Annotated in this window: 22 protein-coding genes, 5 pseudogenes and 1 other annotated feature; of the genes and pseudogenes, 18 read left to right on the top strand and 9 right to left on the bottom strand. The window is 37.1% G+C overall.

The window, feature by feature from the left end; translation table 11 throughout:
- Window positions 1–166 precede the first annotated feature (166 nt).
- From AF333_RS35990 to AF333_RS33030, 4 genes and pseudogenes are all read left to right on the top strand, one after another.
- Window positions 167–521, top strand: a pseudogene (locus AF333_RS35990) (NAD(P)H:quinone oxidoreductase, type IV); the annotation flags it as partial.
- Between the two features lie 99 nt (window positions 522–620).
- Entirely contained in the window at window positions 621–1,478 is an 858-nt protein-coding gene (locus AF333_RS21010; protein WP_043068354.1) for a RhaT/GlcU family sugar-proton symporter, read from the top strand.
- A 16-nt stretch (window positions 1,479–1,494) separates the two neighbouring features.
- Window positions 1,495–2,280: a glucose 1-dehydrogenase gene (gene gdh, locus AF333_RS21005; RefSeq protein ID WP_043068355.1), complete on the top strand. Its 786-nt coding sequence runs from the start codon at window positions 1,495–1,497 to the stop codon at window positions 2,278–2,280.
- Window positions 2,281–2,629: 349 nt separating this feature from the next.
- Window positions 2,630–2,765 (top strand): annotated as a pseudogene (locus AF333_RS33030) (IS3 family transposase); the annotation flags it as partial.
- Between the two features lie 243 nt (window positions 2,766–3,008).
- Here AF333_RS33030 and AF333_RS20990 read toward each other — a convergent pair.
- Window positions 3,009–3,608 (bottom strand): nitroreductase family protein, encoded by a 600-nt coding sequence (locus AF333_RS20990; RefSeq protein WP_043068358.1) that lies wholly within the window; start codon window positions 3,606–3,608, stop codon window positions 3,009–3,011.
- A gap of 204 nt (window positions 3,609–3,812) precedes the next feature.
- Window positions 3,813–4,445, bottom strand: a complete 633-nt coding sequence (locus AF333_RS20985) for a pirin family protein (protein WP_052812361.1) — start codon at window positions 4,443–4,445, stop codon at window positions 3,813–3,815.
- Between the two features lie 240 nt (window positions 4,446–4,685).
- On the opposite strand from AF333_RS20985, the gene AF333_RS20980 reads away from it, so the two are divergent.
- The 4 genes from AF333_RS20980 to AF333_RS20965 all read left to right on the top strand — a co-directional run bounded on the left by AF333_RS20980 (window position 4,686) and on the right by AF333_RS20965 (window position 7,248).
- Window positions 4,686–5,141, top strand: a complete 456-nt coding sequence (locus AF333_RS20980) for a MarR family winged helix-turn-helix transcriptional regulator (protein WP_043068360.1) — start codon at window positions 4,686–4,688, stop codon at window positions 5,139–5,141.
- 87 nt (window positions 5,142–5,228) lie between these two features.
- Window positions 5,229–5,933: a pirin family protein gene (locus AF333_RS20975; protein ID WP_043068361.1), complete on the top strand. Its 705-nt coding sequence runs from the start codon at window positions 5,229–5,231 to the stop codon at window positions 5,931–5,933.
- 111 nt (window positions 5,934–6,044) lie between these two features.
- Window positions 6,045–6,317 (top strand): GNAT family N-acetyltransferase, encoded by a 273-nt coding sequence (locus tag AF333_RS20970; RefSeq protein WP_052812362.1) that lies wholly within the window; start codon window positions 6,045–6,047, stop codon window positions 6,315–6,317.
- A gap of 142 nt (window positions 6,318–6,459) precedes the next feature.
- A complete protein-coding gene (locus AF333_RS20965) occupies window positions 6,460–7,248 on the top strand; it encodes a pirin family protein (RefSeq protein ID WP_043068363.1) in 789 nt (262 codons plus the stop codon).
- A gap of 545 nt (window positions 7,249–7,793) precedes the next feature.
- On the opposite strand, the gene AF333_RS20960 is transcribed toward AF333_RS20965, so the two are convergent.
- Complete coding sequence (locus tag AF333_RS20960; RefSeq protein ID WP_407638688.1) at window positions 7,794–9,053, bottom strand: MFS transporter; 1,260 nt, start codon at window positions 9,051–9,053, stop codon at window positions 7,794–7,796.
- 447 nt (window positions 9,054–9,500) lie between these two features.
- Here AF333_RS20960 and AF333_RS20955 point away from each other — a divergent pair, with 447 nt between their 5' ends.
- The gene (locus tag AF333_RS20955; protein WP_043068364.1) at window positions 9,501–10,082 is read left to right on the top strand and encodes a TetR/AcrR family transcriptional regulator; all 582 of its coding nucleotides are present in this window, start codon (window positions 9,501–9,503) and stop codon (window positions 10,080–10,082) included.
- A 174-nt stretch (window positions 10,083–10,256) separates the two neighbouring features.
- On the opposite strand, the gene AF333_RS37830 is transcribed toward AF333_RS20955, so the two are convergent.
- Both AF333_RS37830 and AF333_RS37825 read right to left on the bottom strand, forming a co-directional pair.
- A complete protein-coding gene (locus AF333_RS37830) occupies window positions 10,257–10,580 on the bottom strand; it encodes an MFS transporter (RefSeq protein ID WP_235356716.1) in 324 nt (107 codons plus the stop codon).
- On the bottom strand, window positions 10,577–11,092 hold the full coding sequence (locus AF333_RS37825; protein WP_235356717.1) for an MFS transporter: 516 nt from the start codon (window positions 11,090–11,092) through the stop codon (window positions 10,577–10,579). Before AF333_RS37825 ends, AF333_RS37830 begins: the two co-directional genes overlap by 4 nt.
- Here AF333_RS37825 and AF333_RS35975 point away from each other — a divergent pair.
- Window positions 11,068–11,352 carry a hypothetical protein gene (locus AF333_RS35975; RefSeq protein WP_235496787.1) on the top strand — a complete coding sequence of 95 codons (285 nt, stop codon included), beginning with the start codon at window positions 11,068–11,070 and terminating at the stop codon, window positions 11,350–11,352. The genes AF333_RS37825 and AF333_RS35975 overlap by 25 nt on opposite strands.
- Before the next feature lie 498 nt (window positions 11,353–11,850).
- Here AF333_RS35975 and AF333_RS20945 read toward each other — a convergent pair whose 3' ends face one another.
- Window positions 11,851–12,033, bottom strand: a complete 183-nt coding sequence (locus tag AF333_RS20945) for a hypothetical protein (protein WP_043068365.1) — start codon at window positions 12,031–12,033, stop codon at window positions 11,851–11,853.
- Window positions 12,034–12,104: 71 nt separating this feature from the next.
- Here AF333_RS20945 and AF333_RS32160 point away from each other — a divergent pair.
- The 5 genes and pseudogenes from AF333_RS32160 to AF333_RS20930 all read left to right on the top strand — a co-directional run.
- Window positions 12,105–12,296: pseudogene (locus AF333_RS32160) on the top strand (helix-turn-helix domain-containing protein); the annotation flags it as partial.
- A gap of 231 nt (window positions 12,297–12,527) precedes the next feature.
- Complete coding sequence (locus tag AF333_RS33855; RefSeq protein ID WP_158502525.1) at window positions 12,528–12,686, top strand: hypothetical protein; 159 nt, start codon at window positions 12,528–12,530, stop codon at window positions 12,684–12,686.
- A gap of 205 nt (window positions 12,687–12,891) precedes the next feature.
- Window positions 12,892–13,956, top strand: a complete 1,065-nt coding sequence (locus AF333_RS20940; RefSeq protein ID WP_043068366.1) for a Cfr family 23S rRNA (adenine(2503)-C(8))-methyltransferase — start codon at window positions 12,892–12,894, stop codon at window positions 13,954–13,956.
- A gap of 395 nt (window positions 13,957–14,351) precedes the next feature.
- On the top strand, window positions 14,352–15,992 hold the full coding sequence (gene abc-f / locus AF333_RS20935) for a ribosomal protection-like ABC-F family protein (protein ID WP_043068367.1): 1,641 nt from the start codon (window positions 14,352–14,354) through the stop codon (window positions 15,990–15,992).
- A 68-nt stretch (window positions 15,993–16,060) separates the two neighbouring features.
- Window positions 16,061–16,297 (top strand): annotated as a pseudogene (locus AF333_RS20930) (YdeI/OmpD-associated family protein); the annotation flags it as partial.
- Window positions 16,298–16,567: 270 nt separating this feature from the next.
- Here AF333_RS20930 and AF333_RS37620 read toward each other — a convergent pair.
- The 3 genes from AF333_RS37620 to AF333_RS20920 form a co-directional block, all read right to left on the bottom strand.
- Complete coding sequence (locus tag AF333_RS37620; protein WP_074715405.1) at window positions 16,568–16,669, bottom strand: IS3 family transposase; 102 nt, start codon at window positions 16,667–16,669, stop codon at window positions 16,568–16,570.
- 12 nt (window positions 16,670–16,681) lie between these two features.
- Window positions 16,682–17,128, bottom strand: a complete 447-nt coding sequence (locus AF333_RS20925) for a DDE-type integrase/transposase/recombinase (protein ID WP_052812363.1) — start codon at window positions 17,126–17,128, stop codon at window positions 16,682–16,684.
- Between the two features lie 96 nt (window positions 17,129–17,224).
- A complete protein-coding gene (locus AF333_RS20920; RefSeq protein WP_043068368.1) occupies window positions 17,225–17,446 on the bottom strand; it encodes a hypothetical protein in 222 nt (73 codons plus the stop codon).
- 215 nt (window positions 17,447–17,661) lie between these two features.
- Window positions 17,662–17,916 (top strand) — a binding site (T-box leader).
- Between the two features lie 105 nt (window positions 17,917–18,021).
- On the opposite strand from AF333_RS20920, the gene trpS reads away from it, so the two are divergent.
- The 3 genes and pseudogenes from trpS to AF333_RS20905 all read left to right on the top strand — a co-directional run bounded on the left by trpS (window position 18,022) and on the right by AF333_RS20905 (window position 21,589).
- On the top strand, window positions 18,022–19,008 hold the full coding sequence (trpS, locus tag AF333_RS20915; protein ID WP_043068369.1) for a tryptophan--tRNA ligase: 987 nt from the start codon (window positions 18,022–18,024) through the stop codon (window positions 19,006–19,008).
- 457 nt (window positions 19,009–19,465) lie between these two features.
- Window positions 19,466–20,059 carry a YdeI/OmpD-associated family protein gene (locus AF333_RS20910; RefSeq protein ID WP_043068370.1) on the top strand — a complete coding sequence of 198 codons (594 nt, stop codon included), beginning with the start codon at window positions 19,466–19,468 and terminating at the stop codon, window positions 20,057–20,059.
- Between the two features lie 414 nt (window positions 20,060–20,473).
- Window positions 20,474–21,589: pseudogene (locus AF333_RS20905) on the top strand (IS4 family transposase).
- The last annotated feature ends 227 nt before the right edge of the window (window positions 21,590–21,816 follow it).

Here is a 21,816-nt window from a genome sequence, read left to right as displayed (position 1 = left end):
ATTCTGAAGTTCCTTCGCAAATCATCGTAACTCTTGAGATATAGAAGCAGTCATAAAAAATGCACCATCCTTTTTATGGGTCATAGAGAAAGAATAGCGCATTTTTTGCTTTGGGGGTATTTTACCACATAGAAGACGAACGTTATCCAACTCATGGGACGCATGGAGAATCGGGAAACATCCATCACAAATGAAACATTTTTTAGCCACGACAAGAGGATTATGGTTCAATGGAAAGCTTGTGAATAAAGTTGTTAATGCCATGCCTTCTGCACAAAATCCTCGTAGCAGTCAAGAAGCTGCATTTTATCATTACATACTACAATGTATCAGTGATGAGTAATTGTTGCCGCACCTGGATATACTGATCTGTAACATTTAGTGCAGATGGAAATCCATATGGTACTAGTATAACAGTTGAGCAAGATGGAAAGATGATTGAAGATGTACAAGCGGTTGTAAAACATCAAGCTAAGCGTATAGTATCAGTCGAAGAATGGGTAAAGAAAGCCAAGCAATAAAGTTATTGAATCGAAATCATGCTTGTATCCCTTTTGGGGGAGTATGGAGAATAATAAAAATATAGGTAATTTAGAAATTTTACACAGAAAGGTTTGAAAATGGATATCTTCTTAGCGATTTTACCGGCTCTATTTTGGGGAAGTATTGTACTGTTTAATGTCAAGCTTGGTGGTGGACCTTATAGCCAAACACTCGGGACAACCTTGGGCGCACTTATTTTCTCCATAGGTATTTATATTTTTGTGAAGCCCGTGTTAACACCTGTAATTATTGGTGTAGGAATTGTATCAGGTTTATTTTGGGCACTGGGACAAGCGAATCAATTGAAAAGCATTGATTTAATGGGAGTTTCAAAAACAATGCCCATTTCAACAGGGCTGCAATTAGTTTCAACTGCTTTATTTGGAGTTATTGTGTTTCATGAATGGTCGACAACAAAGTCTGTTATATTAGGTGTTCTTGCACTTATTTGTATCATTGTTGGAATTGTCCTCACATCACTCCAAAATCAAGAAGAAAAACAGAAAGAACAAGCAGGAAATTTAAAAAAGGGAATTGTGATTTTACTGATTTCAACCCTTGGTTATTTAGTATATGTAGTAGTGATACGCTTATTTAATATAAATGGATGGTCTGCTTTATTCCCACAGGCAATTGGAATGGTATTAGGTGGGATTTTACTAACAATTAAGCATAAGCCATTTAATAAATATGCAATTCGAAACATTATTCCAGGTCTAATCTGGGCGGCTGGAAATATGTTTTTATTTATCTCACAGCCACGCGTAGGTGTAGCAACAAGTTTTTCTCTTTCACAAATGGGAATTGTGATCTCGACTCTAGGTGGAATTTTTATATTAGGTGAGAAAAAAACAAAACGTCAATTTATCGCGATCATAATTGGGATCATTTTGATTATCGCAGCTGGAATTATGTTAGGAATTGCAAAAGGATAAGAAGGAGGACTAAGTTATGTATCCAGATTTAGAAGGAAAAGTTGTTGTTATTACAGGTGCGGCAACAGGACTCGGGAAAGCGATGGGAATTCGCTTTGGGAAGGAAAAAGCGAAAGTTGTGGTTAATCATCGCTCAAACGAAACAGAGGCAAACGCTGTAGTAGAAGAGATTAAAAAAGCAGGTGGAGAAGCCATTACTGTAAAAGGTGATGTCACAGTTGAATCAGACGTGATAAATCTAATTCAGTCAGCTGTGAAGGAGTTTGGCACATTGGATGTTATGATTAATAATGCAGGTATAGAAAATCCAGTAGCATCACATGAAATGCCGTTAAGTGATTGGAATAAAGTAATCAATACGAATTTAACAGGTGCTTTTTTAGGAAGCCGTGAAGCAATTAAATATTTTGTAGAGCATGATATTAAAGGAACGGTTATTAACATGTCTAGTGTTCACGAGAAAATTCCATGGCCATTGTTTGTGCACTATGCTTCTAGTAAAGGTGGCATTAAGTTAATGACAGAAACATTAGCATTGGAATATGCGCCAAAAGGAATCCGCGTAAACAATATTGGGCCAGGTGCTATTAACACGCCAATTAATGCCGAAAAATTTGCGGATCCAGAAAAACGTGCTGATGTTGAAAGTATGATTCCAATGGGGTATATTGGGAAACCAGAAGAGATTGCCGCTGTTGCAGCGTGGCTTGCTTCCTCACAAGCTAGCTATGTAACTGGGATTACGTTATTTGCTGATGGCGGAATGACTTTATATCCTTCTTTCCAAGCTGGACGTGGATAATTAGTTGCATGAAAGAAGAAATGCTCATTTCTCCATTTAGATTGCAACATCGTTAATTTTCTAAATATAATTCGAGTTCTTAGTGAACCGTACTAAATGAATAACATATTATAAAGAAAAGGATAGAGGAACCTTACGGTGAACTGTAACCCGAATAATGGACACGTAAAAAGTCCGTTATTCGGGTTTTTTGTACAGGGAAATGATAGGGGTACAGGTATAATCAACTCAATGAATATTCATCCGAATTTTAAGTTAAAAGCCGTCAAAGAATATCTGAAGAATAAAGAACCGATGCAGATTTTCTTGAGAATGGATTTGATCTCTCGAACATTGGGAAGGAGAAACCAAATCAATGTCACGCAGAGGAAACTGCTGGGGAAACGCTCCAATGGAGTCTTTCTAGGTATCAGTGGACATTAGAAAAGCTGACTCCTGTTGAATACAGGAATCAGCTTTTAGCAGCCTATATAAATTACACTTGATAGTTTGACAGGGTAGCGTGGTTGGAGGTAGGAGAGTGAGAGAAAGAAGAGGTTGGATGCGCCCTGCGCTCCAGCAGAAGAAAGGCAAACGTGTCTTTTTCCAACCGCTCCCGCCCTTCCTTCTTTTCTTACCTCTTACCACAAGAATTTGTCGATTTATCAAATCAGATGTATATAGCTATCACTTTTTTAAACTGTCCATTATTCGGGTTACAGTTCATGTCGTTCTTTTCGCTTGTTTTCTTATTTGAATACTTTAACGCGGTCTTCTAATGATTGGAAGGATTTATCGCCAGCAGGCGCGGTTGGCTTCCCAAACGGCATTTGAGCAATGAGCTTCCAGTTGCTTGGAATGTTCCACTCTTTTCTAACTTGATCATCAATGAGTGGATTGTAGTGCTGTAAGGAAGCCCCAAACCCTTCAGTTTCTAATGCCGTCCAAACAACGTATTGGAGCATACCCGAAGACTGCTGCGACCAAATTGGGAAGTTGTCTTTGTATAGAGCAAACTGTTCTTGGAATGATTTGATGACATTCTCATCTTCAAAGAATAATACTGTGCCATAGGCGCTGCGGAAAGAATTCATTTTTTCTTCAGTTGGAGCAAATTGATCTTCAGGAACAATTTTTCGTAACGTTTCTTTTGTAAGGTCCCATAATTTATCATGGTGTTCTCCCAGTAAAACAACTGCTCGTGCACTTTGAGAATTGAATGCGGAAGGGGTATGCTTTACAGCATGATTTACTACTTCTTGGATTCTTTCATTTGAAACGACAGCTTCTTTACTAAGTCCGTAAATCGTACGTCTGTCTTCTATAGCTGTATAAAAATCTTTTGCCATTACAATCTTCCTTCCTATTGTTAGTTTTTAAGGATTTACATTATAATATATCCTTAATTAAAATATCTTTAATTGAAGATAATTATAGAGCGCATGCTTTTGTTTTGTCAACAGAATCACTATAGACAATGTTAATGTACCCTCGAATGTAAAGAAATATTCGACAGGCCTTTGTTAAGGATGTTCTTCCACCTGTATGAAGCACTATGGTAAATCAATGAGCATGAAATGTGTTCCAGAGTTTGTTGTTACTTCTAGTGTCGATGTTTCCGTAACTCGGGCTGAATTATGTCTGTTTAGTGTCATACTCCTATTAAGAGTCAGTTCCCCTTCCATCACAAACAAAAAAATTCTGCGTCCTTCTTCTTGTGTAAAAGTTATTGCTTTTCCTGTCTCCAAATACGATACATACATGATTATATCCTGATTTATATGTAAGGCTTTTCTAAGGGGAGTACCCGATACAATAGGAAAAAGCTGATTACGTTGTTGTTCCTTGGTAAACCGTTTTTGTTCCCAGGAAGGAGGGAGTCCCTTGTTAGTAGGTAAAAACCAAATCTGGAGAAGGTGAACGGGTTTATCCTTGGAACGGTTGCATTCAGAATGAAAAATTCCTGTTCCAGCCGTTATCCTTTGTACACCTCCTGCTTCCAGGATAACTTTGTTACCTAAATTATCCTGATGCTCTAATGTGCCATCGATAACATAGGTTACAATTTCCCTATTAGCATGAGGGTGCATTCCAAATCCTTGCCCAGGCTGAATGATATCTATATCAAAAATTCTCAGGGGATCAAAGGGCTTATAACGCCCCTCCTTTGTTATTACTTTTATCATTTTTATCTCAACTCCCATTGTCTTTATTATCTTTACTGTATAGTATTTCTGGAGTAAGCGATCAAGAGAAGTTCTAAGAGCTATCAGTAGAAAGCTTGTAAGGCGAAATGCAAGTACGCTCCACTTGAAACTATAAAAAGAGGAAAATCAACAAAATAAAAAGTGGTGTTGACAGCATCAATCTATACATTCTATAATTATCTTGAATTCAAGATAAATAACTGAAGGAATTGATGTAGTATGAGTAACGAAAATGCAGTACATGAAACGGAGCTATCCTTAAAATTACTCATTGTATTGTCACGAGCAAATCGTGCTGTCATGCATCGTGTGACAGAGGATATCAGAAGCCATGGATTAAATCCAACAGAATTTGCTGTGCTTGAACTGCTATATCACAAAGGTGACCAGCCTATTCAACATATTGGTAAAAAGGTGCTGCTGGCAAGTGGAAGTATTACGTATGTTGTTGATAAACTAGAAGGAAAAAAACTTCTTGAAAGAAAAGCATGTCCAAAGGATAGACGGGTTACGCATGCAGTGATTACAGAAAAAGGAAAAGAACTCATGGATGAGATTTTTCCAAGGCATGAAAAAGCGGTTGACGAGATATTCGGAGGGTTAGATTCAAAGGAGAAGGTAACGATGATTACACTTTTGAAAAAGCTTGGTTTTTATGCAGAAGAGTTGAGGTAAAATTTTTTTAGATATATATCTTGAATTCGAGATAAATGATTTAAACATAAAATGCAATCATAATAAAAAAGGAGACGGTGATGAAAGATGATAAACGTGTATCCTGCTGAATCTAGGCATACTTCTAATCATGGATGGTTAAAGACCTCTCATAGTTTTTCATTTGCGGATTATTACGATCCAAACAATCTCAACTTTGGTCCTCTTCGCGTATTAAATGATGATTTTGTTGCTCCACATCATGGTTTTGGTGCACACCCTCATCAGGAGATGGAGATTGTATCTATTGTACTGAAAGGATATTTAAAGCATACTGATACTTCAGGGGGGACAGCAACAACGACATTCGGTGGGGTACAGAGAATGTCAGCCGGTACAGGGGTGATTCATTCCGAAGTAAATCCGTCAGGGGACGAAGAGGTAAACTTCTTACAGCTCTGGTTTATCCCTGAAGAGAAGAGCCTCACTCCATCGTATGAACAAACACAATTTGATGTTGAAAAAATGAAAAATGCTTTATTGCCTGTTGTATCAAAGCAAAATTCTTCTAATAATGTTGCTCACATTCACCAAGATTTGACTATTTATTTGTCTGATATAGAAGAAGGCAAAGAAATTACATTCTCCCAAGAAGAAGGTCGACGCATTTTCTTGTTTGTTATCGAAGGTGGACTTGTTGTTAACGGTGATACAGCTTTAAATAAACGGGATTCGGCACGCATCACGGAAACATCCTCCTTACAGCTAACCACTACATCCAGCTCCCGTTTCATGCTAATTGACTTACCGTAAGTCTTAGCGAAAAAACTGGATAATCAACACCCTTGCAAAAGTATAGTGTCAAATGAAAAGTTGCTTGTAGATGATAAGAATATGATAACAGTCTTAAGAGGAGATAATAACATGTACTTGATTGAATCTGGGGAACGTCGTTTCTTTATTGAGCAAGATGGTCAAAAATTTGCTGAAATCACCTATACACCTGTAGGTGATGACACCATTATTATCGATCACACTTTCGTATCTGATGCTCTTAGAGGACAGAGGATAGCTGAAAAACTTGTTTATAAAGTAGTTGAAAAAGCGAGGATGGAAAACAAGAAAATTATCCCTTTATGTCCTTTTGCTAAAAGTCAATTTATGCGACATGAAGAATACCAAGATGTATTGAAATAAAATGGGTTTGTATATGAGGAGAAAAAATGAGTGATAGTAAGCAGGAGTAGGGCATGACCGTCGAAAACATCATTCAGTTTTTTGAAACACATGAAGAAGCATTCAGTGACTAAATAATAACCTAAATGGAAGGGATGTTCTTATGTCCATTCGTATTTTTTCACCAAATCAACAGGCATTTGGACAGTTTGATGAAGGAAGAATTGTTGAGCAAAAGCCGATTGGGTTTCCCGGCGAGGGATCGGCAGTAGAAAGAGTAGGGACTCTTTTTTATTGGGCATGGTTTAAGGTAAAAGATACAGGTCATTTGCCACTACATCCTCATAGAGGATTTGAAATTATTTCTTATCTTCTACAGGGAGAAGTGCATCATCATGATACACGTGGAAATGATGAACGTGTCAGTGAAGGTGGCATCCAAATCATGCAAACAGGAAGTGGAGTTCAACACTCGGAAAGATATGAAGCAGGTACATCAGGATTTCAGATTTGGTTTGAGCCGTTCATGGGCGAAGCCAATTATGCCACACCAAGCTATGCCCATTATGAACATCATGAACTGCCAGTTGTCACGAATAATGGAACTATCGTAAAAACAATCATCGGAGAGGACTCTCCCGTTCATTTAGTGGCAGATGCTAAAATGTGGGATGTAACCATCTCTTCTGGACAAAAGTTCGAATATGAGATACCTGAGGGCTATTCCATCGCAGGACTTGTTGTGGAAGGGCGATCCATTTGGCATTTCGAAAATGGAGCAACACCTGTAGACTCAGAAGTGTTTGCAGTATGTGAAGCTAATACGCCCAGTTCTCTAAAGATTGAGGCCAGCACCGATAAGGATACTCGAGTTATCCTTATTAAGGTTCCAAGTATACTTCCTTACCCTTCGTATAAAGAAGTTAAAATCAGGGCTAAAGTTAAGAAGTAATAATGAGAGAAGTATTTAATACGAGCGTTTTGCATAATTTTCGCTCTTAGAGCCGCAAGGCTTTTTTAGTCACAAAAAAGGACTTCACCCCATCGTTATCAAGCTAAGAGAAGAAGTCACCCCCAAAACGATAAAATGGGCTTTTTTTATACAAGAAAGCCTAAAAATTTCGTTTTGGGGGTACCGGAAAGCTTTAGCTTGATGGCGATGGGGTACCGACACATCGTAATCAAACTAACCTTCCTCGTCTGTTCCACCTATCATGGTGAGCTACTAGGTAATGAGTGAAAGGTTGCTCAACAGTGACAGGCAACGTCCCCACTACTGGAAAGGAAACACGATTGAGGCGTTATGGGGAGGGGCAAACTACATTTTCTTTAGCTTCCAGAACAGGAGTACCCTATTTGCGGTTTTGAAATAAAGTTGCGATTTCTATAAAAAAGACGCTATGTTTTGAATAAAGTCTCCATGCTTTCCCTCTTTAGAAATGACTATCTAAAGGGGTTCTTTTATTTCCAAAAAAAGTTTCAGGCCATAAATCGGTTTTATTTCTTTCCAATTTGCTCCGTCAGATGGAGGGTTATTGCCCAAAACAAAAGGGCTAAAGCACTGACGGAGGCCCCCAATAGACAGACTCCGTTCCATCCAAAGTTTTCATAAATATTGGTTGAAGCAATTGAACCTGTTGCACTGCCGATGGAATAAAAAATCATGTAAGCAGCCGTAAGCCGACTTCTCGCCTCAGGGCGCACTGTAAAAATTATACTTTGGTTTGTGACATGCACAGCTTGCACGGCGAGGTCAAGAAGGATAACACCAATAACCAATGCGAGCAGTGAGTAGCTTATAAGGCTCATTACCAACCATGATGCTAATAATAAAATAAGAGCTATACCGGTTGTTCGCTGCCCTAATCCTCGATCAGCAAGACGCCCGGCTCGAGCAGCAGCCAATGCTCCAGCCACTCCAGCGAGGCCAAATGCTCCAATAGCTGTATGTGAAAGAGAGTATGGTGGAGCACTAAGAGGCAGCACCAACGAAGTCCAAACAATGCTAAAGGCGGTAAATATCAACAATGCTAATACTCCTCGGATACGCAAGATTCTTTCCTGTGCGAATAACAAGAGGACAGAACGCAACAACTTTGGATAGGATAGAGATGATCGTTTAAACTCAACATCTGGGAGTTTTCGGTATAACAAGCTAACCATGATGAGCATGAGTGCAGCAGAGGTAAGGTAGACCGAACGCCAACCACCGAGATCTGTCAATATACCAGAAAACGTTCTGGCAAGAAGGATGCCAATTACAACTCCGCTTGTAACGAGACCAACTATACGTCCACGCTCTGCCGGAGAAGACAATGTTGATGCGTATGCAACCAGTGTCTGTGTAACAGTGGCAAGCATTCCTACTGTAGCTATACCTATGAAAAAAACCACTTTGGAAGGAGCGAAACCAACTATAACTAGAGCAATAATAATCATTAACATTTGGCCGAAAATCAGTCGCCGATGATTCAAGAAATCACCGAGAGGAACTAGTAATAGCAATCCTAATGCATAACAGATCTGGGTGATGGTAATAACAATGCCAATGGTTGAGTGATTAATGCTAAAATCACTCGATAAAGCATCGAGTAGTGGATGAGCATAGTAGATATTTGCAACAGCCATCCCACAAGCTATTGCTAACAATAGTGCCATAGATTGAGACATGGTCGAGTCGGATTCTAATTGTAAATGCTCCGTTTTCGTATCTTGTTCTTTAGTCAAATCAATTGTTTTTTCTTTCTCCCTCACGATTATTCACATCTCCTCTATAATAATGTACCATTAAGTATAATATACCGATCGGTACATAATGATTATCGATGAATATAACTCATAAATACTTTAGTGTCAAGTAAGTTATATGGTTGTTTGTTTAATGTTTTTGAAAGCATGAATTAATGTATGGAGGAAAAGAACATTGATTTAATTAAGCAAAGAGGAGGAGAGAAATGCCCACAGTTTGACAATAAGAAGTTAGTTAAATAAAATCATAATATACTGATTAGTATTTAAAGGGAGGCGACCCACAAGCAGAGAGGTTGAATTAGGTAGTGTCGTATGCCGACGAGAGGATCAAACAACATTGAAATACTGGATTTAGTGAACAGATTAGGAATTATTGAACAAATAAAAAAGAATAACGAACAACATTGATTATTTGGTGAGGAAATTTTGTTTTTCGAAAAGGGGGAATTATCTGTGGTTCGAAAACGTGAATTTGATGAGGAAAAAGCATTAGACGCTGCCATGCAACTTTTTTGGGAGAAAGGGTATAATGCTACTTCATTAAGCGATTTAACAGCTACTATGGGGATACAACGCCCAAGCTTATATTCAGCTTTTGGAGACAAAGAAAAATTATTCGAAGCAGCATTGCGTAAATATACAAAGTTACATGCTTCTGACATTCGAACAAAACTGCAAAACCACCGATCTGTAAAAGAAGCAATTCGCATATTTTTTGAGGATTTGGTGGAAGAGGAATATAAAGAGGGTCAGAGTAAGGGATGTTTTTGCATTAATACAATGGTAGAACTTGCCCCTCACGATGAAAAATTTGAAATTCTCACAAGGGAACATCAGATGTATCTTTCGGTCATATTTCAAGAAATGATTGTCCGAGGTATTCGCTCAGGTGAACTTGAAAGCAGCCTGAATGCTAAAGCTTTAGCACAGACACTGGTCGTTTCATTAATCGGGCTTACTGTGTGGATGAAATCTCGTCCAGAACGCTCATTTGTAGATAACTCTGTCGCGATGATATTAACATTATTAAAATAAATTCAGCAAAATTTCAATTTTATTAACTACATTATCAAGCTAAAGTTTTATTACACTCCAAGCAAAGCGCGGATTTACAACGTTAAGAAAATATACATATAAAAACGATCGGTTATCACCACGCTAATGGTGTAACTGACTTTATTACTGTCCTTGATATAACGACTGTAATTTTCATTTCAATTTTAGCGTCATCAAAAAAGTAATAAAAAGAATACAACCACCTGCTATGAATGGAGCAAACATATTTGTATCAAATAAGAATCCCGCTAGAGTTGGACCCAAAATATTACCTACACTCATATAGGCATTGTTCATACCAGCTACATATCCTTGTTCACTCTCTACCATCTTCGATAATTGTGTATTAAGAGCCGGACGAAGCATAGCGGTAGCAAAGAAAATTCTGGCAGCTACAAGGAAGATACCCCAAAAGTCTTTGGCAAATAGAAGTACAACATAAGCGAATGATGTAAAAAGAAGAGAGCCTTTTATCACCTTTTTTCACCAAACATCTTAATTACTTTAGCAACAATTAATACTTGCATACCAACTCCAATAACAGCACCTGTGGTGAGAATCATGGCAATATTTTGCGGTGAGAATTGAAAGCGGTTCGTTACATATAAACCAAGAACTGATTCAAAGTTAGCGGGTCCAAAGGTCATTACCAAGACGAGTACAAAGAGCATTGCATACTTTGATTTCAACGATTTCGCATACTGTTTGAGAAATGATTCCTTCTGAGGAGTCTTTGTTCGCGCTGCTTTCATTTGTTCTTTCGATAGACTTTCAGGAAAACAAACTATTGAAAAAACAACGCCAGCAATAGCCGCACCAGTCGCTGCATAAAGTGGCACTCTCGTTCCATACTCTGCAAGAATACCTCCAAATCCAGGTCCAATAACAAATCCGAATGACATCGCCGCGCTTAGTAGACTATTTCCTTTGGCACGCTCTTCGATCGTTGTAATATCAGCTACATATGCTATCGCTGGCGGAACAATCAAAGCTGCTGCTACTCCCTCCAGTAGCCTTACGGTTATATGGGGAAGAAGCTAATGAATACAAAATCAAGAAAGTAAATGAAATCTCAAAAGATGACCCAAATTATAAAGATCATAAGGATTCTATAAGAGGAACTATTGTATTTATGCCTATATCCCCTGAAAAAGATCCAATTTTGGTCCTTTTTAACATTAAAGATGAACTTACTATGTCTGAAGTGACTACACGATATTTCTTGGAAGATTTCGGGCTTTTGCAATAGTATACATGAAACAAATGAAGTCGTTCTAACTGGAACGGCTTTTTTCAGTACTCTAGCAGTCAAAAGGTGTACAATTCAATGCAGTACTTGTGAATGATGTTCGGAAAATACCTTTAGCACCTACGTGGTGCTTTTTCTTTTGCGTAACGTTACAAAGGAGCCAGAGATGTTGGCTGACAACAATGCTCTTTACTCAAAAATAGCTCCAAAATAGAAAACACCGTTCAAACTTCGAACAGTGTTACAAAAATAAGCTTTACTCATACAAACATAAAACATATTTTTAAGTCCTTTTGTGACAAAAAAGTTCTTTACTAAGTTCGTCACTTAACAATTGCGCCCGATTCTTGAATAACGAATATGTTATTAGCAGATAACATAATGAAATTTAAATCTCTTTTTTAGGCTTATTTGTGTCGTTTAACAGAATTGAATGAACAGCAGTTTATGAGAGTCCATCCCTCTGCCTTCATTTTTCAACTGCTGGAGGTTTTTAATCTATTCACTTTTTCTTTTCACACCTGTAGGCCTAAATCCAGGTTTTTCTTCAATTTGGTAGGTTTCATCAAGCTCCTTTGAAAGCTCGACTTCTTCTTTGCTTAAACCACTAGCTTGATGCGGCTCCAATGAAATTTTCTTTTTATGGTTATTTCCCTTTTGCCCATGATCCATTCTTCCCATGTAAAAACCTCCTTTCCTAGATTTAGAATACGGCAATTACAATTATTTTATTCAAATTTCGATAACCAAGTGAAGGGATTGAGCTGGCCAAGAAAGAAGGAAAGTTTAAAGGCCGATTAAAGAAATATCATAAAAATCACGCAGGTATGAATTATGCAGTAAAGCTATATGAAGAAGGGAATATGACGGTAAATCAAATTTGTGAAATTACAAATGTGTCTAGAGCTTCATTATATAGAAAGCTATCGGAAGGGAACAAATAATCATTTCTTATTCCATTAAAGGGCCATATTGTAGAGCAACGCCTTTAAAGCAAATTGGTAAAAATGTTAGAAAAGATTGTGAAATTTTATACTTAAAATAATCTCCTCTAAGTCAAATAAGGATAGTAGGAGGAAATATGCGATCAGTTTATTTTATTGCCATAAACTTGCTTTATTAATCCCAGCTATGTTACTATGTAATTTATCTATAACTGAAAGGAGGCAAAAACTATGTTAACTTTTCTACGAATTAAATTTGGAGAAAAGATTAAATTTTCTGGCATTTTAGTTTCAACGGGAGTAGTCTGTCCTTTTTTAAGCCAAACACCCTATATAGAAACTATTGCCGGGAGCTTTTTGCCTTCATTTATGAAAATCTGTAAGGAATGACCTGTTAATTAGTATATCTAATTAATTATATTTTAATGCAGATTTTATAATAAGGACTTGGCACCGGACATTTTCTGGTGTCTTTTTTGTGGTTGTAAAATTAACACTCTAGCTTATTGAGGCAGCTACTCCTTTCCAACATCTCTTCAATTAATAATCTTTATTTTATTTATTATTTGAATGAATTGAGAAAGGATGAAGCTATATGCTACGAATAAATGCAACAACTAAATATGGAAAAATAAAACAATTTTTAAAAAGTATGAAGCAGCCTGATTACAGGTTCAAGCAAATAATCCATGCTATTTTCCAACAACGTGTTGGATACTTTGAACAAATGGATGTGTTACCAAAAACATTAAGGGAGCAATTAATAAATGAATTTGGTGAAAACATTTTAAATATTAATCCAGTGTTAGAACATACTTCCCAACAAGTTAAAAAAGTTCTTTTTAGATTGCCTGATTCTAATAAGATAGAAGCTGTAGGTATGAAATATCATGCTGGTTGGGAGTCTTTTTGTATTTCCTCCCAATGTGGGTGTAATTTAGACTGTAAATTTTGTGCCACAGGTGCTATTGGATTAAGGAGAAACCTTACTGCCGATGAAATAACTGACCAAGCGCTTTACTTTTACTTGGATGGACATTCTTTAGATAGTATTGCGTTTATGGGGATGGGGGAAGCTCTGGCGAACGGTAATATTTTCGCTGCTTTAGATATATTTACTAACCCAGCTTTATTTGCATTAAGCCCAAGGAGGATTACTGTTTCAACAGTCGGGATTATACCTACTATTAGAAGAATGACTCGTGACTATCCACAAGTTAATCTCACGTTCTCACTACATTCCCCTTTTAATGAACAACGAAGTTCCTTCATGCCTGTGAATGATCGGTTTCCTTTGGTGGAAGTTATGAATGCATTAGATGATCATATTCAAGTAACGGGTAGGAAGATCTATATAGCTTATATTATGTTGCCTGGTGTTAATGACTCCTTGGACCATGCGAAAGCTGTTATTGAACTCCTTAAAGGAAGAGTAAAATCAGGTCGGTTATACCATGTAAATATTATAAGGTATAACCCAACCATGGATGCACCAGTGCATTACGGAGAATCGGATGAAAAGAAAGTAAATGCATTTTTTAAGAAATTAGCATCAGCAGGGATACACGTCACAGTTAGACAACAATTTGGGATTGATATTAACGCAGCTTGCGGACAACTTTATGGTCAATATCAAAAAAAGGCATATAACAATAATTAAAAGCCGAAAGTTGTCAACATTCTGTTCTTGATGTAATTAATAAATTTGACTATTAGAAAGTGGAAAGTCCCCTAAAGGTTTTCATTAAATAAAGTTATGTTAACTCTTGTCTAGAATGATGTTGCATACTTCACTTAGAGGTGTTAAAATCAGTTTTACTATTGAACGAAAGGGATGATGGGTGGACAATGGATAACTAACCTAATTTTTAACATTTGAAATAGTATATTTCAGATAATAAAACTTAGGATTAGTCTGCCCATTTTTCCATATACTAAATAGCTGCGATACTAAATAGCTTATTTGCGTACGGCAAAAATGCGATTTGACTAATCCTTCCAAAATTATTTGGGAGGATTTTTTATTCTCCCAAAAAAAAGAAGGGATGATTCTTTATGTTAGAACTAATGCAGTTACAAAATATAAAAGTTGAAATTCAAAATCATACTATTTTCGAAAATATAAATACGAATGTACAACAAGGGGATATTATCGGAATCATAGGTAAAAATGGTGCTGGTAAATCAACATTGTTGCAATTACTGAACGGTGACTTTCCACCAACAGAAGGACAAATTAAACACCTGCAGGGTGATCTTATCATCACGATGGTTGAACAAGAAACCGAGTCTTATTTTTTTGATGAGGTTACATCTCAAGAAGAAGCGTTATTAAGGAAGTGGAATGTTCCAATCCGTGACTTCTCGAATTTAAGTGGAGGAGAAAGATTAAAAGCCCGCCTTGCAAAAGGTTTAGCCAAAAATACGGACATTTTATTGTTGGACGAACCAACAAATCATTTAGATGAACAGAGTTCGGACTTCCTAATTAGCCAACTTAAAAGTTATAAAGGTACTATTATACTCGTATCACATGATCGTTATTTCTTAGATAAAGTTGTCACGAAAATATGGTCAATTGAAAACCAAACGCTCATTAGTCATAGAGGTAACTACACTAGTTATATGAAATTTCGTGAAAGAGAAAGACTTACACAACAACGTGAATATGAGAAACAACAAAAGATGATAGAACGTATTGAAGGTCAAATGAACCAACTAACATCATGGTCAAAATCAGCTCATGCACAATCAACAAAACAGGAATTCCCTAAAGAATACTATCGTGTAAAAGCTAAACGAATGGACTCACAGGTAAAATCAAAACAAAAACGTCTTGAAAAAGAACTTGAAAAAATTAAAGTTGATGCGCCTAAGGCTGAATACCAAGTAAATTTTTCATTAAAATCGAATCATAAAGTAGGCAAGCGATTCTTAGAGGTTAAAAATTTAGAAAAGTCTTTCGAAGGACGAAAACTTTTTAAAGGTGCTAATTTTACCATTCAGCATGGTGAAAAGGTTTCAGTTACAGGTCCGAATGGTAGTGGTAAAACGACCTTTCTGAATATGATAACCGCAAAAGAAACAGTTACTAAAGGCGAGATATGGGTTTCTCCATCAGCAAATATCGGCTATTTAACACAAGAAGTTTTTGACTTGCCCCTTGATCAAACTCCCAAACAGTTATTCGATAAAGAGTCATTTGAAGCGAGAGGACACGTACGGAATTTAATGAAACATTTAGGGTTCCTTGATTCTCAGTGGACAGAGCCTATTGGAAAGATGAGCATGGGTGAGCGTGTGAAGTGTAAGTTAATGAAATATATTCTAGAAGAAAAAGATGTGCTCATCCTAGATGAACCAACGAACCATCTAGATTTGCCTACCCGTGAACAACTTGAAGAAACATTAGAACAATATAATGGTACTCTATTGGTCGTGTCACACGATCGTTATTTTCTTGAAAAAACAACAAACACCAAGCTCGTTTTTTCAAATCACACCATATATAAGCAAATTAATAAGAAGGAACCATCACCAAAAAGAGATGATAGTGAGGAATTGCGTTTAACTCTTGAAACGGAACGACAAGAAGTTTTGGGGAAGCTTAGCTTTATGACTCCAAATAATAAAGAATATGAGGTGCTTGATCTAAGATTTAAAGAGCTTACGAAATTAATAAAGGAGCTTCAGTGATTGGTTGTAAAATCTTGAGGCCCACAATGTTTCAGTTATTCCATTATCGAGCACTTTAATGAAGTAATGAAAAAGCCGGTTTGGAAGTGAATTTTAAAAAGAATACAGAATTCCTAATTCCTGAAGAACTTCAAAATAAATTCGATGAAATCCCTGCCTTGAAAACTGCTTTTGAAGCATTGACGCAGGGACGGCAAAGAGCGTATATTCTTTATTTTTCTCAACCCAAACAATCCAAAACTCGAGAGTCAAGGGTTGAAAAATGTATGCAGCAAATTCTCAATGGAAAGGGATTAAATGATTAGTATGTTGATGAGAAAATAAATTAATCAAACTTTAAGATATTACCTCACTTTGCGTTCATTCAAACTCTTTTTTAGATGGCAGGTAACATTCAATCAAATAATTTAAAATGGAAAAAACAAAAAAGTGATCCGTAGAGTAAGTATAAACAAACTACCGTGTAACTAGCTTACGCATTACCAGCTAAGAAAAGAAAAATACTGCATAAAAAAGTGTACTCTTTGGCTTTTTGAACTGTAACCCGAATAATGGACAGTTTAAAAAAGTGACGGCTAGGCTGCTAAAAGCTGATTCCTGTATTCAACAGGAGTCAGCTTTTCTAATGTCCACTGACACCTATAGTAGTTATATCTTTCGATATAGCCCCTATGCATTTTTTGAGTTCATTAAACGATTGGATCCTTGTCCCAGCAGTTTCCTCTGCGTGACATTAATTGTGTGAGACCAAGTTTTTTAACTCGATGTTGAAACTCAGGATACGTGTAATGCATACTTTGATCAGAGTGTAGGATTGTGCCAGGGTTTACTATACCACCTAAATGAATCATCAGCTTGTCAATTGTCTTGTAGGCAATGTCCATTTTTAAAGATGAGGAAAGGTGGAAGGAAACAATTTCACGTGTCATACTAGCTTTTACACATGACAAATAAGCCATCATCCGTGAAAACCTACGTTGTTTGACGATAGTCCAAATCAAAGCAAATTTATTTGAAGGTAGTGCTTTATTTCTTCCCACCTCCTTTTTTTCGATGCGCTCTAACTTTTTTAGGAAATCATTTTCCGTCCTAAGGAGAGCAATCTCAGCCTCAGCCCTTCTCAAGCGCTCTTCCATTGTAAGATTATTTTCTTCGGTCTGTCTAAGTACTTGTCTTTTTCGTCCTCGATTGTTTTGAAGACCTTCTTCCCCTGATTCTTTATATGTTTTCTTCTACTTATGGATATACTTCTTTGGCTTATCTTTTCCGATAAGCTCTAAATCGAATCCATGAGAAAGAAATATCTCATAGGATAGCTTACCCCGCTCGTGCTCCTTAATAGCTGCCAGCTTAAAATCAGGATGGAACGTGATGGCCTTTCTCGTTGCGCTAGTGACATTTGGATTCTCTTCTATCCGTTTTATCTCTTCTTCATTAAATTCTTTTCGTTTCATAAGTTTGCCTCACTCATAATCTATTGTTTAAAACAGAATACATGGTATAAGGACAAAAGAAAACCCATATAACATCACTTTAATAAGTGTCCATTATATGGGTTACAGTTCACACACAAGGAGCTCTAACCTTTTTCATGTCATTTTGCAAGTTATTTCATTTGATTTTTTGACCATTTCCATTTATTATAATATGAGATTAAAATATGAACGGATTAACGATGTAGAAGAAGAGCAAGTACGTATCAGATCATGAGGTTCAGAGAGTCGGTGGTTGCTGCGAACCGATCCTCACCTGATACCGAATGGGCTTCTGAGTCGCTTCGCTGAACCATGAGTAGGCGTCGCCGGGATTCTCTCTCCGTTATCAAGAGAGGAGTATCGTAAGGATTTTCACTTCTTACTGTACTTTAGAGTGAATCGCTTGTTGCGATTAAAAAAGGTGGTACCACGATAACCTCGTCCTTTACTGGGCGAGGTTTTTTGTGTTTCTTGAAAGGGGGTGATGTCCATGGATGATGGTTGGTGGATCTCAAGTTTAAATCACAGAAGTCAAATGATGAGGAGGATTCTAAATGAAAGAACGCATATTAACAGGAGATCGGATTACGGGAAAACTTCACCTTGGACATTACGTTGGGAGCTTAAAAAACCGAGTGGAGTTGCAGAATCAATATGAAACTTACTTAATACTAGCAGACGTTCAAGCACTGACGACTCACTTTGAAAAACCAGAGCTGATCAAACAAAACTTGCGTAATGTAGCCTTGGATTATTTATCCGCAGGAATTAACCCTGATCAGGCAACTATTTTTGTTCAATCTTTGATTCCAGAGATTGCTGAATTAACCACTTATTTTTCCATGTTTGTGACAGTGAATTCTTTACGCCACAATCCTACAATTAAAGCAGAAGCCAAGGAACGTGGCTTTCAAGATATGTATTACGGATTTCTTGGCTATCCTGTAAGTCAGACAGCAGATATTACTTTTTGTAAGGCGACGTTGGTTCCTGTAGGAGAGGACCAACTTCCTCATATTGAACAAACCAGGAAAATCGTCCGTCGATTTAACCAACTTTATAAGCCTGTGTTATTGGAACCAAAGCCACTTGTCGGGGATGTTCCACGACTTATCGGATTAGACGGAAACAATAAGATGAGTAAAAGCCTTGGAAATGCCATTTATTTGGATTCCACACAAGAAGACGTCAATGAAAAAATAAAAAAAGCGACAACTGATCCTGCCCGAATTCATAAAACCGATCTCGGTCATCCTGAAATTTGTCCAATCTATGCCTATCATCAAGCATTTCGTAAAGAAGGCTCCGATGAGATTTATGAAAGCTGTAAAAAGGGGCAAATCGGATGTATGGAATGTAAGCGAAAAATCACTCGAAGTATTAACGATTTATTAGAACCAATGAGGGAACGAAGAATCGTGTATCAAAATGATCCTAAAAAGGTCGATGAAATTCTTATGTCGGGTACAGAAAAAGCACGTCTTATAGCAAAAGAAACAATGCAAGAGGTACGTGAGGCAATGAGTATGAACTATTTTTAAGTAACGGTTATTCGTTTGTTTTTCTTGTGAAGGTAAAAACCATGTAAAAAGAAACCACTGCTATAAGTGGTGGAAAGTTCATAGAACATTATACCGTCTCTTCTAGAGGCGGTTTTTTTATTATTTGCATCAAGAAGATTTCCTTTTCGACGGTGGAGCTGCAGGCGAAAGATGAATCAGTAGATTTTCCTTCTTAATCCTTTTATAATAAGAATATATGTTCTGTTTAAAGAGAGGAGACAGGTAATGTCGTACAGTAAAGCCTGCCGCTTTCGTTTTTATTTCATTTCGGCCTTGAAACCTGCTTTCCTTCCCTTATTAAAATAACATCAAGAAAATGATTCAAGGTTGATGAATATTCAAGTAAAGCCAAAAAGTTACAGAAAGAATTGGAGAAACCGAGAATGCTCATTCTTGACTGTCAGCTGATCGAAAAATTGAAGAGGGGTGTTACTTAATGACAAATAGTACAATGAATCCTAAGGTTGATGAATTTTTAAGTAAAGCTAAAAAGTGGAAGGAAGAATATGAGAAGTTGAGAAATATCGTTCTTGACTGTGAACTGACCGAAGAATTTAAGTGGATGCATCCTTGTTACACGTTTGAGAAAAAAAACATAGTTTTAATACATGGATTTAAAGAATATTGTGCGCTTCTGTTTCACAAAGGTGCCTTGTTACAGGATGCCCATGGGATTCTAATCCAACAAACGGAGAATGTACAGGCGGCGCGCCAGATTCGGTTCACCAATGTTCAAGAAATAGTTGAAATGGAAACCATCTTGAAAGCCTATATTTATGAAGCCATTGAAATTGAAAAAGCCGGTTTGGAAGTGAATTTTAAAAAGAATACAGAATTCCTAATTCCTGAAGAACTTCAAAATAAATTCGATGAAATCCCTGCCTTGAAAACTGCTTTTGAAGCATTGACGCCGGGACGGCAAAGAGCATACATTCTTTATTTTTCTCAACCCAAACAATCCAAAACTCGAGAGTCAAGAGTTGAAAAATGTATGCAGAAAATTCTCGATGGAAAGGGATTAAATGATTAGTATATTCGATGAGAAAATAAATTAATCAAACTTTAAGATATTACCTCACTTTGCGTTCATTCGAACTCCTTTCTGGATCGCAGGTAACACTCAATCAAATAATTTAAAATGGGATTTTTTGGAATTTATGAAAACTGTTGTCACCATCATAAACTACAATTAAAACCAAGCACAGGGGTGCTTACAAAATTGGACTTGTGAAAGGGGGAAGTATGTGTAATCGATACCTTGAATGGTTTAATTGGGTTTAGAAAAAATTACATCTATATATCTTCACTAGTGTTTCATTAATTTAAATTCATTATTGAAAATTATCCGAATGTTCGATACTACTGTTTTTTGCAAAGAAAAAGTCCTTTATAATGGATAAGTCAGGTGATAAACCGTCCAAATCCACTAAAAAAGGACTTACGCATGGACAAGATTACACGAAAAACTTCATTTGGGCAATGGTTTTCACCCATAAATCTTCAATTATTTGAAGAAACTGTGAAAACGTTGAAATTAGATTACTATACGAAAAAATTAACGACAGAATCATTCCTAAAATTACTTCTTTTTGCGCAGCTACAAGAAATCGAAAGTCTGCATGCGCTGGGCGATTGTCTTGTTGATGACCAGCTTCAAAAAGGCATCGCTCTTGATTCTATCAGTGTTTCTCAGTTGTCACGCCGATGAAATGGCATGAATCCAGATCTATTTCAAACGCTTTTTCTTGATTTAGTGACACAAATTCATGCCAAAACGCACGATACAAAACGCGTGATGCCGTTAAAAATTGTGGATTCAAGCACACTGCCACTCAATTTAACGAATCATAAATGGGCAAAATTCCGCAAAACAAAAGCAGGTGTGAAGTTACATCTACGTCTTGTGTTTATGGAAAAAGGAACCTCTTATCCTGAAAAGGCTGTTCTGACAATGGCAAAAGAACAGGATCGTGGCCAGCTTGAAATTATGATGGATGACAAGAAATGTATGTATGTGTTTGACCGTGGCTACCTTGATTACGAGCGCTTTGATCGAATGACAGATGATGGATACTTTTTTCTCTCAAGGCTACGAAAAAACGCTGTCATACGGGAGGTTTACAACTTTAAGCTACCCGAAAATACGGCTGTTTTATCGGATCAAATGGTGTTGCTCGGTACGACGCAAAACCGTGCTGAAAACTACTTTCGCTTACTAAAGGTCGTGGATTCCAAAGGAAACCAACTTCAATTAATTACCAACCGTTTTGACTTGAGTGCCGATGAAATCTCAGAAATGTATAAGTCGCGTTGGGCGATTGAATTGTTTTTCAAATGGATCAAACAACACTTGAACATCAAAAAGTTCTACGGACAAAGCGAATGGGCGATTCATAACCAAGTGTTTATCGGACTCATCGTCTTTTGTCTTCATGTTCTCGTGCAGCTCGAAACAAAAAGTGAACGAAAAATCTTACAGATTAGTCGTTATTTAAAGGCTGTTTTGTGGAAACCAGCGAATATCTGGCTTCGGAAAATTGAAAGAAAAGCCGTTCCGTAACGAATACATTGTCGTGGTTGCACAAGTATAGTTGTAAATAAAATCCAAATGGACGGAGTCACCTTTGATTGGGTATTTACTTTTTTGGCTCTAAACAAGAAATGTCATCAGACTGAATATTGCGATAATATTTATGCAACACTAGTGATATATCTTACTTTATAAATTTACATATTCTTGTGATAGGAGGTAAGAAAAGAAGGAAGGACAGTGAGCGGGTCGGAAAA

This window comes from Aneurinibacillus migulanus (assembly GCF_001274715.1).
GTDB lineage: Bacteria > Bacillota > Bacilli > Aneurinibacillales > Aneurinibacillaceae > Aneurinibacillus > Aneurinibacillus migulanus.
The sequence above is the reverse complement of the archived record's forward strand: the minus strand, read 5'-3'. Positions and strand labels throughout refer to the sequence as shown.